General features: G+C 66.9%; 10 protein-coding genes. 3 read left to right on the plus strand and 7 right to left on the minus strand.

What is annotated here, in order from left to right; genetic code table 11:
• Positions 1–1,055, plus strand: a 1,055-nt coding sequence (locus VB739_RS02495) for a gamma-glutamyltransferase family protein (protein WP_323355555.1), incomplete at its 5' end; no start/stop codon positions are given.
• A 3-nt stretch (positions 1,056–1,058) separates the two neighbouring features.
• Here the strand turns inward: VB739_RS02495 and VB739_RS02500 are convergent.
• Both VB739_RS02500 and VB739_RS02505 read right to left on the minus strand, forming a co-directional pair.
• Positions 1,059–1,574 (minus strand): HdeD family acid-resistance protein, encoded by a 516-nt coding sequence (locus tag VB739_RS02500; RefSeq protein ID WP_323355556.1) that lies wholly within the window; start codon positions 1,572–1,574, stop codon positions 1,059–1,061.
• Between the two features lie 56 nt (positions 1,575–1,630).
• Positions 1,631–2,011, minus strand: coding sequence for a hypothetical protein (locus VB739_RS02505; RefSeq protein ID WP_323355557.1), 381 nt, complete (start codon positions 2,009–2,011; stop codon positions 1,631–1,633).
• A gap of 112 nt (positions 2,012–2,123) precedes the next feature.
• Between VB739_RS02505 and VB739_RS02510 the strand changes: the two genes are divergently transcribed.
• Complete coding sequence (locus VB739_RS02510; RefSeq protein ID WP_323355558.1) at positions 2,124–2,891, plus strand: potassium channel family protein; 768 nt, start codon at positions 2,124–2,126, stop codon at positions 2,889–2,891.
• Here VB739_RS02510 and VB739_RS02515 read toward each other — a convergent pair.
• The gene (locus VB739_RS02515) at positions 2,819–4,303 is read right to left on the minus strand and encodes an NAD(P)/FAD-dependent oxidoreductase (RefSeq protein ID WP_323355559.1); all 1,485 of its coding nucleotides are present in this window, start codon (positions 4,301–4,303) and stop codon (positions 2,819–2,821) included. The genes VB739_RS02510 and VB739_RS02515 overlap by 73 nt on opposite strands.
• Before the next feature lie 113 nt (positions 4,304–4,416).
• Here VB739_RS02515 and VB739_RS02520 point away from each other — a divergent pair, with 113 nt between their 5' ends.
• A complete protein-coding gene (locus VB739_RS02520; RefSeq protein WP_323355560.1) occupies positions 4,417–5,400 on the plus strand; it encodes a metal ABC transporter solute-binding protein, Zn/Mn family in 984 nt (327 codons plus the stop codon).
• Here the strand turns inward: VB739_RS02520 and VB739_RS02525 are convergent.
• The 4 genes from VB739_RS02525 to VB739_RS02540 all read right to left on the minus strand — a co-directional run bounded on the left by VB739_RS02525 (position 5,372) and on the right by VB739_RS02540 (position 11,087).
• Entirely contained in the window at positions 5,372–5,884 is a 513-nt protein-coding gene (locus VB739_RS02525) for a 3'-5' exonuclease (protein ID WP_323355664.1), read from the minus strand. The two genes, VB739_RS02520 and VB739_RS02525, sit on opposite strands and share 29 nt — an antisense overlap.
• Positions 5,885–5,940: 56 nt before the next feature.
• Positions 5,941–9,156 carry an autotransporter domain-containing protein gene (locus tag VB739_RS02530; RefSeq protein ID WP_323355561.1) on the minus strand — a complete coding sequence of 1,072 codons (3,216 nt, stop codon included), beginning with the start codon at positions 9,154–9,156 and terminating at the stop codon, positions 5,941–5,943.
• A 338-nt stretch (positions 9,157–9,494) separates the two neighbouring features.
• Positions 9,495–9,746, minus strand: a complete 252-nt coding sequence (locus tag VB739_RS02535; protein ID WP_323355562.1) for a hypothetical protein — start codon at positions 9,744–9,746, stop codon at positions 9,495–9,497.
• A gap of 402 nt (positions 9,747–10,148) precedes the next feature.
• Entirely contained in the window at positions 10,149–11,087 is a 939-nt protein-coding gene (locus VB739_RS02540) for an ion transporter (protein WP_323355563.1), read from the minus strand.
• Between the last annotated feature and the right edge of the window lie 2 nt (positions 11,088–11,089).

The following is an 11,089-nucleotide window of genomic DNA, read 5'->3' on the forward strand; positions in this document are numbered from 1 at the left end:
CCGTCACCCTGGGGCGCATCGCCGCCGAAGGGGAGCGGGGCTTCTACCGGGGGCCGGTGGCCGATGCCCTGGTGGCGGCGATGGCGCGGGGCGGCGGGCTGATCACCCATGCCGATCTGCGCGCCTACCGCGCCCGGCTGGTGGCCCCCCTGCAGGGCCGCTTCCGCGGCCATCCGCTGCTCACCATGCCCCCCCCCGGCGGCGGCCTCACCCTGCTGCAGCTGCTGGGGATCCTCGAGCCCTTCGATCTGGCCGGCAGTGGCCTCAACGCCGCCGCCAGCCTGCATCTGATGGCCGAGGCGATGAACCTGGCCTACCGCGACCGCAATGCCCTGTTGGGCGATCCCGAGCAGGTGGCGGTGCCGGTGGCGCGGCTGCTGTCGCCGGCCCATCTCGCGGCTCTGCGCCGCCGCATTGATCCGCAGCGCCACACCCCGGCCCCGGCCCTGGAGTCGGCCGCCGCGCGGGAAGGCACCAACACCACCCACCTCTCGGTGGCCGACCGGCAGGGCGGGCTGGCGGCCCTCACCACCACCCTCAACTTCCCCTACGGCAACGGCATCACGGTGTCGGGCCTGGGTTTCCTGCTCAACAACGAGATGGACGATTTCACCGCCAGAGCCGGCAGCGCCAACGCCTTCGGCCTGCGCCAGGGATCGGCCAACGCCATCGCGCCGGGCCGGCGGCCCCTCAGTTCGATGGCCCCCACCCTGATGTTCCGCCCCGATGGCCGCCCCTGGATCGCCACCGGCAGCCCCGGCGGCAGCCGCATCATCACCACCGTGCTCCAGGTGCTGCTCAACCGGGTGGTGCATGGCCTCAACCTGGCCAGCGCCGTGGCCGCTCCTCGGATTCACAGTCAGCTCTGGCCGGATCGTATCGATCTGGAGCAGGGCCTCAGTCCCGACACCCGCCGATTGCTGGAGGCCATGGGCCATGCCGTGCGCCAGTCCCCGGCCATGGGGGCGGCCAACAGCGTCGAGGTGCTGGAGGGCGGCGGCAGCCTGGGGGCGGTGGATCCGCGCCGCGCCGAAGGGCCGGCCGTGGCCGAATGAGCCTCAGGCCTCGGGAGCGGCGGGAGCGGTGAGCAGGTTGAAGGCGGAGAAGGCCAGGCCGAAGCCGAACAGGGTGCCGATGGCCCAGAGGCTGTCGGAGGGCCACTCGGCGATCAGCATCCCCCCCAGCACGACGGTGACGATCCCATCCAGCAGCACCAGGCCCCGGGCCGGCCCGGCGCCGGCGGCGGCGCCCGCCAGCTCCATCACCCCCTCGACGGCCAGCAGGACGCCGATGAACAGGGTCAGGCTGACAGTGCTGGCCACCGGGAAGGCCACCAGGCCGATGCCGCCCACCACGTAGAGCACCCCGGAAATGGCCCGGAACACCTTGGTGCGGGTGTCATCGGCCGACGTGAGCCGCAGCAGCTGGGAGACGCCCGCCGCCGCTGCCACGCCGCCCAGGGCGATGGTGAGCAGGGTGGCCGAGACGAATGGCAGCGCCAGACAGAGCACGGCCGCCACCAGCAGCAGGCCGGCGGTGACCCAGCGCAGGGTCGGGGAAGTGGGAACGGACAAGGGCTTGGGGAGGCTGGTGGGAGGTTAGGTCGCTTTCCCCTGGCCGACCGCCGTGCTCAGCGCGGCGGGCCGTTGTAGAGGATCGCCACCACCCGGCGACCGTCCGGGGCGATCTTGATCTCGGTTTCCGTGGTGGCTGGGAGCCCCTTGGCCTCCCAGCCAGGGGGGCCTCCGAGGAAGCGGTACACGAAGCCGTCGGCGTCGCTGCTCACCAGGCAGGGGTTGGAGGCCGCCGAGGTGCTGAACATGCAGTTGGCCGGGGTGTAGACCGTCAGCCCGCCGTTGCTGAGCACGGCCGCGTTGCGGGCCAGGTTCAGGGCCCGGACTTCGTTGAAGGGGATGCCCTGGGCGAGGGCCGGGGCCAGGGGGGCCAGCGCCAGCAGGAGCCCCGCGGCGGCGGGCAGCAGGCGGGTGGCGGGCCGGAGGCGGAAGGCCATGGGGTTCCTTGCGGGTGTTTCCAGTATCAGGCGGGGATCCGCCTCTGCGTCTCAGGGGCGCTGGCTGTCGCTGAGACGCGGCTTACCTTGACGGTTCTGAGTCCATGCCTCCGTGATCCGACCTCTGGCAGTGCCGGCCACGCCAGACGCTCTGGCGCGGCGGCGGCATCGCTTCTACCGCCGGCTGCTGGTGCTGTGCCTGCTGGTGATGCTGAGCCTGGCGTTTCCCCAGACGCTGCGCCTGGCCGGATCGATGGGCTACTTCCTGATCACGGTCCTCACCACCGTGGAGCTGAGCGGCTTCCTGGCCGGACGGTTCGGGCGCTCCTGGAGTGATCGGCTGTTCCTGACGCTGGGAGGCGCCAACCTCTTCGCCCAGCTGTACTGGTTGCTGACGCCCGAGGGGCGGCGCCTGTCCGGGGTGCCCCTGCTGCTGATCACCACCCTGTTCATCGGTTGGAGCCTGGTGCGGCTGGTGCGGACCCTGGGCCGCGAGCCCCGGGCCACCCGACCGGTGGTGGTCGGGGCGGTGGCCGGTTACCTGCTGCTCGGCCTCAGTGGCGGCCTGGTGCTGAGCGTGCTGGAAACGATCCAGCCCGGCAGCTTCCTGGCCAACAGCGCCGATGGCCAGGCCGCCATCGTTCGCTCCCATGCGGGGGTGGCCGCCAACAACCTCTGGGAGTTGGACTTCGCCCGCATCAACTACTTCGCCTTCGTCAGCCTCACCACCACCGGCTATGGCGACATCACACCCTCCCGGCCTCCAGCGCGCATGGCCAGCGTGGTGCTGGGGATCGCCGGTCCGCTCTACATCGCCGTGATTCTGGGGGTGCTGATCAGTCGATTCAAGGGCCCGGAGGGGGGCTCCTCCGGCGACTGAGTCAGGGAGCCGGGCGGTACGGCCCTCTCCAGACCCACATCGACGCCGAGGTGCTGGTCGGGCCGGCCGGTGATCAGCAGGGCCGTGCGCTGGCGGGTGGCGATCTGCCACATCCACTTGCTGAACAGGGCGATGCGGTTCTCGGTGTCGGGGATGAAGGCGAGATGGGCCAAGGCCCAGAGCACCCAGCCCGCCAGCCCGCTCACATGCAGCCCGCGCAGATCGGCCACGGCATACCAGGGGCCGATCACGGCCATGCTGCCCAGGTCGAACCAGCGGAACGGCTCGCTGCGGCGCCCCTCCAGGCCCGCCAGGATGTCGCCCGCCACCCAGCCGCCCATCTGCACCGCCGGCCCCGCCATGCCCGGCAGCACCCGGCCGTCGCCGGTGTGGGCGTAGTGGCACAGATCGCCCACCGCCCGGATCTCCGGGTGACCCGGCAGCGAGAAGTCGGCCTCCACCTGCAGCCGGCCGCCCCGATCGACAGGGGCACCGGTGCGTTCCGCCAGCAGCCGGCCGAGGCGGGAGGCGCGCACCCCGGCGGTCCAGCAGATCGTGGCCGCCTCAAGGTCGCCGAGGCCATCGCCGCCGGTGTCCGCCTCGTCAGCGGAGACGTCCGGGGGGGGCTTGAGGATCACCCGACCCGGTTCGATCGCCGCCACCATCGTGTTCAGACGCAGCTCCACGCCGGCCCGCTCCAGGTAGAGCGCGGCGTCCCTGGAGAGGTTGGCGGCCATCGCCGGCAGCACCCGGTCGACGGCATCCAGCAGGATCACCCGGCACTGGGCGCGATCGAGCTGCTTGAAGTCCCGGGCCACGGACCGGTGCATCAGCTCGATCAGGGAGCCGGCCAGTTCGCACCCCGCCGGACCGGCCCCCACCACCACCACCGATTGCAGGAACCGGCGCCGCTCGGGATCCCGGGTCTGCTCGGCTTCTTCCAGGGCCATCAGCAGCCGGCGGCGAATCTCATCGGCGTGCTCAAGGATCTTCATCGGCGGCGCCAGGGGCCGCCATTCCTCATGGCCGAAATAGGTGCTGCCCGAACCGCTGGCCAGGATCAGGTGGTCGTAGCCGTAGTGGTGGTCGTTGAACACCACCTCCCTGGCTGCGGGGTCGATGTCGACCACCTCGCCCAGCAGGATCTGGATGTTGGCCGCCTCGCCCACCATCTGGCGCAGGGGCGAGGCCACGTCGGCCTCCGAGACAAGCCCGGAAGCCACCTGGTACAGCAGGGGCTGGAAGAGGTTGAAGTTGCGCTTGTCGATCAGGGTGACGCGCACTGGCTTGCCGGCCAGGGCGTTGCAGGCCTTGAGCCCGGCGAAGCCACCGCCCACGATCACCACGTGGGGCCAGTCGCGCATGGCCTCCTGGGGGGGATCCAGTTCGAGGAAGAAGCGTTCCGGTGCCATCGGCCTGATCCTCAGCCGACACCTTAGGCAGCTCTCCACGCCGGGGCGGTAGTGATGGACGCGGTTTCCGATGAGAGGGGAGAGGATGGGCTGCTAACTTGAGAATGATTCCCATGTCTCCTCCCATCCTTCTCCGGCGCCGCCAGTCCCCATCCCGTCGTCCCCTGCTGGCCGTGGTGGCGGCGCTGTCCGTTCTGCTGCTGGGCTGCCGGCCCGCGCTGCAGACGCCGGAAGCCAAGGGCGGCCGCGCCGATCGCCCCCTGGTGCTCACCACCTTCCTGCCGATCACCCTGTTCACCCGCGCCGTGGCCGGCGACTGCGCCGCGGTGACGGCGTTGATCCCCGCCGTCAACGGCCCCCACGACTTCCAGGCCAGACCCGGGGATATGGCGGCCCTCAGGAACGCCAAGGTGCTGGTCAAGAACGGGTTGGGCATGGAGTCCTTTCTGGACAAGTTGGTCGAAGGTGCCGCCAACCCCACGCTCCAGGTGATCGACTCCAGCTCCGGCATCGCCACCCTGGAGAACCCGGAGGAGCGTGGTGGCGCAGCCGATCACGACCACGACCATGCCCATGGCGCCATCAATCCCCACATCTGGCTCGATCCGATGCGCGCCGTCCAGCAGGTGGACAACATCCGCGACGGTCTGATGGCGGCTGATCCGGCCTGCGCCGATGGCTATCGCCGCAATGCCACCGCCTTCACGGCCCAGCTACGCCAGCTGAACAGGGAGTTCGAGAAGCAGCTGGCCCCGTTCCGGGGCAAGACCTTCGTGGTGGTGCATGACTTCGCTCCCTATTTCTCCGAGCGCTACAGCCTCAAGGCTGAGTACCTCGTGGATGTGCCCGAGCAGAACCCCTCCCCGGTGGATCTGGCCCGCGTGGCGGACACGGTGAAACACACCCAGCTCAGGGCGCTGCTCAGCGAACCCCAGCAGGGCAACCGTTCCTTCAATGCCCTGGCCGGGGATCTCGGCCTCCGCATCAGCGTCTTTGATCCCATGGAGACCAGTACGGAGAAAGCCTCCCTGACGCCGGCCACCTATGGCGCGGTGATGCGCCGCAATGTCACCGACCTGGTGCGTGCCTTTCGCTGATGGCGGCCAGAACGATGTTGGCACAGGCCTCAGCATCGGAAAGGGCCTCATGATGCTTGAGGCTCAGGCCCAGATGTCGACACACATCCGGCAACTTGGTCGGACGAAGGTTCCAGGCCTGCCTGGCGATCTTCACCGTGCAGAGATAGGGCTGGGACGGCGGCCGCAGGCCGGCCTGATCGCAGCAGGCTCGCATCACACTGGCGTCAAAACTGGCATTGTGGGCGGCAATGAAATGGGCGCCGACCAGGCAGGACGCAAGCTCCGGCCAGAGTTCCCCAAACGTTGGAGCCTCTGCCACCTGCGACCAACGGATGCCGTGGATGGAAGTGAACTGGAAGGTGCGCCGCGGCGGGCGAATCAAGCGGTGCTCGCGGTGCACGATCGTTCCCTTCTCCACCCGTACCAGGGCGACGGAGCAGGCGCTGTCCCTGCCTTGATCAGCCGTTTCGAAATCCAGGGCCACGAAACAATCCTGTGGCACATCTCGCAAGCTGGTGCCATTCATCGGCACCATGGGCGACGTTCTCGCGTTGCCGTTCACCACAGGCCGCGGATGGTTGGAGCGACCGGCTCGGATGGAGCGGAAACGGGTGCTTCGACGGGCGGTGTGGCCGCGGCTCCTCCCTTGGAGACGGCAGCGCGGGGAGCACCGCCAAAGCGCCAGCGCAGACCGCCGCCGTAGCTGATTTCATTGACATTGCTCCGGAAAGAGCCCCCCACCCCGGCGTAGAGGGAGAACTGATCGGAGGTTTCCAGTTCCACGTTCAGGGCAACGTTGAGGTCGTTGGCCCCACGGTTCTGCCCCAGCACATCAATGGACCCAAGGGCTGGCACTTCGGCGAAGGACGCCGTCACTTGGTGCGCCTCATTGGGATTGGTGCCGGCATAGAAGTCATGCTCGTAGCCCACCGACAATCGGGGGATCAGGCGTGTTTGGCTGGCCAGTTGCAGGGGTGTTTCCAGTGTGAAGCCAATGCCATAGACGAGGGAATCGGCCGAATGACCGTCGACGCCCAGATTGAGCGATTGTGCACCCGTTTCGGTGAGGCCACCCTGGTTGTAGCGGCTGTAGGCCACATAGGTGGTTGGCTTGAGGCGAACGGCGTTGCGATCGTCCTTGTTGGCCGAAAGGATCCAGTCGTAGTCGCCCACCAGGGCCGTGGTGAAGCCGTTGCCACTCCAGTTGGCTGAAGCGATGCGGTTGAGGCTGCCGATATTGATGCTGCGGTTGGAACTGTTCTCGAAGGATGTATACCCCACCAGCCCGGTGATCTTCCAGGGTTTTGAGGGGCGATAGATCCCCCATAGGCTGCCGCCATAGGTATCACCATTGATGCTGGCGTTGGCGTATTGGTTGTTGTAAAGGTTGGCCTGCCCATAGGCGAAGGCAGCTCCAACACTCCATTGGCTAGAAGCGTCATACTGGAGCCCGTACTGGCTCTGGAAGATATTATAGTCGAAGGAGGAAAGTGAGTTGGTGCCATTCAGGCTTGCCTGAGTGTTGTTGGCGTCGATCAGCAGAGACCAACGGCTGGCCTGGGAAACTTTGCGTGGTTGGCAGTCTCCGGGGCGTCGCTGGCTGCTGGCGGGGATCAGGGTGCCGTCTGGCGCTCGGCACTCCTCGGAATCCGTGAACAGGCGAATCGCATGGGTGCCATCGCCGAGGGACAGGGAACTCCGCCGAAACTGCTCCAGCGCCGCGATGGCCACCGTCTGCATCGAGGCGTAAGGTTCGGCGGTCATGGAGTGGAGGGCCTGGTTCAGCTGTGCCCTGCTCGGGAGGCTGTAAAGGGCTCCGTAGACCGCGATGAAATCCGGTGTGACGCCAGCCGCCAGGGCCTGGTTACTGCTGTAGCCGCTGAAGCCTCCATTGATGGTGGGGATGGCAAAGCCACCCCTGCTGCCCTGGCCCACAGCTGCGTACACCGAAGACATGCCGGCATCAATGGCTTTGGCCGTGGGGATGCTGTTGCCATTGGGCCCGTTGGCTCCTGATGAGCCCCCCACCGTCAGGTTGTATTGGCAGGAAGCGGCATTCCCGGTGTTCGCAATGCACTGCTGCAGCAGGGTGGGGATGGTTCCGGTGATGGCTTGGGTCAGGGCACCACCGGTGGGTTTCACGGCGGCGATCGTGGCGATTCCAGGTGGGGTGTTGGTGGGGATCACGGCGCCCGTCGGGCTGAGCTGGAGCCAGCCGAATTGCAGCTTGTCTGGATTCGGCAGGGCGGTGCCGTTGGCCAGCAGGTTGAAGAGCGGATCTTCATCGCGCACGAATCGAAAGCCGCTGGTCCCAGCCACACCGCCGGTATCGGCAAAAAGGCCCGGGTCCCCGCCGACGGTGCCAAGTGGAACGGTCACCGCGGTGTAGACCATGCCGGGGGTGATGGGGGCTCCTTGAAAGCTCGAAAGGCGAAGATTTCCCTCCAGAATGAGAACCTGTCCGGCGCCGGCGCCTGTCAGTTGCAGCAGATCGCTCTGGCCCGCGCCAGCCACATCGATGGCCAGGGTGGCCGCCTGATCCTGGAGATAGGAACCGCCGTTGATGGTCAGGGTGCCGATGCTCTGCTGCCCCGGTGACACCGTGCCGAAGTTGAAGACATTGGCGCTGATGACGCCGTTGCCTCCGAGCAACCCATTGGGCTGCACCAGCACATCGGAGGCGCTGGTGCCGTTGAGGATCAGGCTTCCCCCATTGATGAGCGTCAGGCCGCTGTAGCTCAGGGCGCCGTTGAACACCTGGGTGTAGCTGCCGTCCTTGATCAGGTTGCCGCTGCCGCTGATGTCGGCGCTGGAATTGCGAACGAAGGGGGCATTCAGGCTCACTGTCAGGTTCCCTGATCCCAGTTCAACGAAACCGGCGCCGCCGAGGGCCGCGATGGTCTGGTTGTTGTCCCTGAGCCTGAAACGTCCATTGCCATAGAGGATCAGCTCGGTGCCGGTGGGCAGGGCATTGGCGATGCCGATGTCCACCGTGGCGTTGTCCCAGATGCTGGTGAGGCCGCTGTAGGTGCTCGGGCCGGTGAGACGAATGACGGCGCCGCTGGAACCCGAGTTTCGGAAGTTGAGACTTCCCTGGAATCCGCTCTGATCGGCGAAGACGCCGCTGAAGGTGGCGTTGTTGCCGGCGGCGTCGATGGCGTTGGTGCTGGAGTCATCCAGGGTGAAATTGTCCGCCACCGTGGTGGCGGAGGCCGCCACGGTGAGGGTGCCGCCGCGGAACTGGGGCAGCAGCGTCCGGTTGAACAGGCTGGCGGTGGTGTTGCGGCTGGTGCCGTCGTTGGCCGGCAGGATCGGCGTGGCCACGGGCCTGGGCGGCGCCAGCTCCTTCGCCAGCCAGGTGTTCCTCCCGGTGGATTCGCCGGTGAAGCTGTTCCAGAGTCCTCCCACGGCAAAGGAACGGTTCACGACTGGATCCCACTCGAAACCGTCGAAGGGGAGGACACTGGCGTTGAACTGGGCCGGGCTTCCCGACTGCCACACGAAGCTGGGTCCCACTCCGGTGCCAAGGGCGGGATTGGGAAGTCCCAGGAGATCTCTCGTCGCGGTGGACAGACTCTGGGCCAGCTGGGAGTTACCGAACCAGGAGCTCTGCCGGACATCGGTGGCGCCATTGCAGCCGGCCAGGATCGTGCCAGGTGCGAAGCATTGCGATAAATCAAGGGTATAGATCGTGCTGTTGAACGTCACCTCCAGTGGGGCGGCAGCGGCAGCCTGGACCGTGCTCATCAGGCCCGTGGCAGCGAGCAGGGCCACGGCCCTGGGGATCGCCGCGTTGAGCTGTCCTTTCAGGGGGGGGCGGTGATGGCTCTGCTCCCTGTCCTGGTGTTGGCTGGCTCGGCTCTGGATATCACCACCATGGGCCATCCTGTCTTGTTGCAATGGGTTGACCACGTGCCATCATTCTCTGTTGGCACCGTATCAGGGTGGACGATGGATGCCACCATCGCTCCGCAGTTATGAATTTAATTGTTGTTTTCTCCATGCTGATGTAAGAAAAACGCAAGCCTCTCATGCCTTGCATCGGGCTTGGCGCCACCCAGCAACCCGTTCGATGCGGCCGTTGCCGTACCCATGCCAACGGGAGCTGTCGGCTAGTTCACTTGCCTGACGTCGACGGTAGCCATCTTCAGATAATAGTTGGCTTTGCAGACGACAGCCCCCCGGCCCATGCCCCCTTGGTTGTTCCGGCTGGTGAACGTCCATTGGAAGGTTCGTTGCGCCCCGTCATCCGCTGTTTTGACAAAGCCGCTGACTCGTTTGTAACTGTCTGGATAGACCAGTTTGCTGCGTGCCAGTTTCTCGCATTCCGCCTTTTGCTCTGCGTGCCGATCCGTCACGGCCACCTCAGGTGTCGGCGCGGGGAAGAAGGCCAGCTTGCCAAGCAGTCCGAGGCTGAGGACAAGGATCAGTCCGGTACACCAGAGCGTGCCAACGACCCATCGCGGTTGTCCATCCTTCCGACCTCTCTGGGTCCGCCGGAGCCCGGCAAGCTGGCGCGATCGTCGCCTCTGACTCCTCTGGCCCTGGGCTGGATTGGCTTGTTTGCGCCTACGGCGACGGCGCTTCAGCCAAGAGGACAGCGGATTGCTCGGGCCAGCCATTCAGTTGGCCTGCCGATGGGCTGACGGACGGACGGCCATCATAATGGGCTTTCAACCATAACCCCCTATCATAGCATTCCCTTATCTTCGCACTGGCATCCTCTTCCCTTCTTGTCGGTGACGGGCCCGCTCAGGCGACCGTACTCAGAGCTCAGACCCGCAGAACTTGCAATGGCGCGCATCAGGATCATGGCCGTCCCTCCGGCAGGCCCCGCACACGATCAGCCGCTTCAGTTCCCCCTGGTGGGGGGCCTGGGATTCGCGGGCTCCGGCGGACGTTCCTTCCGCAGGCCTCAGCACCTTCAAGCCGATCTCGGCGCTGAGGATGCCGGTGGGCACGGCGATGATGCTGTAGCCGATCAGCATCACCACCGAGGCCATGAAGCGCCCCAGCGGCGTCACCGGCGCCACGTCGCCGTAGCCCACCGTGGTGATCGTGACGCAGGCCCAGTAGATGGCGACCGGGATGCTGCGGAAGCCGTCGTTGCCGGCCTCGATCACATACATGAAGGCGCCGATCAGGATCACCAGCGTCACCATCGCCAGCAGGAACACGGTGATCTTGCGGCGGGCGGCGATCAGGGCACTCCAGAGGAGTTCGGCCTCCTGCAGGTAGGCGCCCAGCTTCAGCACCCGGAACACCCGCAGCAACCGCAGCACCCGCACCACCAGGAACAGCTGGCCGCCGCCGATCAGCAGCCCCAGGTAGGTGGGCAGGATCGCCAGCAGGTCCACCAGCCCGAAGAAGCTGGTGGCGTAGCGCCGCGGCTCGGCCACCAGCAGCAGCCGCAGCAGGTACTCGAGGCTGAACAGCAGGGTGAAGCCCCACTCCAGCCCCAGGAAGGCGGCGGCCCAGCGCTGCCGCAGCAGCGGGTCGCTCTCCAGCACCACCGCCAGCACGCTGAGGGCGATCGCCAGCATCAGCACGGCGTCGAAGGCCTTGCCGGAGGGGGTGTCCGTCTCGAGGATGGTGCGCTCCAGCCAGGGGCGCCCGACCAGCCGCACCAGGGCGAGGGCCACGGCAACCAGCCCGACCAGCAGGAGCGGCACCAGCAGGGGCTCCAGCAGCGGCACCTGCAGCATCG

Origin of the sequence: Cyanobium gracile UHCC 0281 (genome assembly GCF_034931305.1) — a bacterium.
In the GTDB taxonomy this organism is placed as follows: domain Bacteria; phylum Cyanobacteriota; class Cyanobacteriia; order PCC-6307; family Cyanobiaceae; genus Cyanobium; species Cyanobium gracile_A.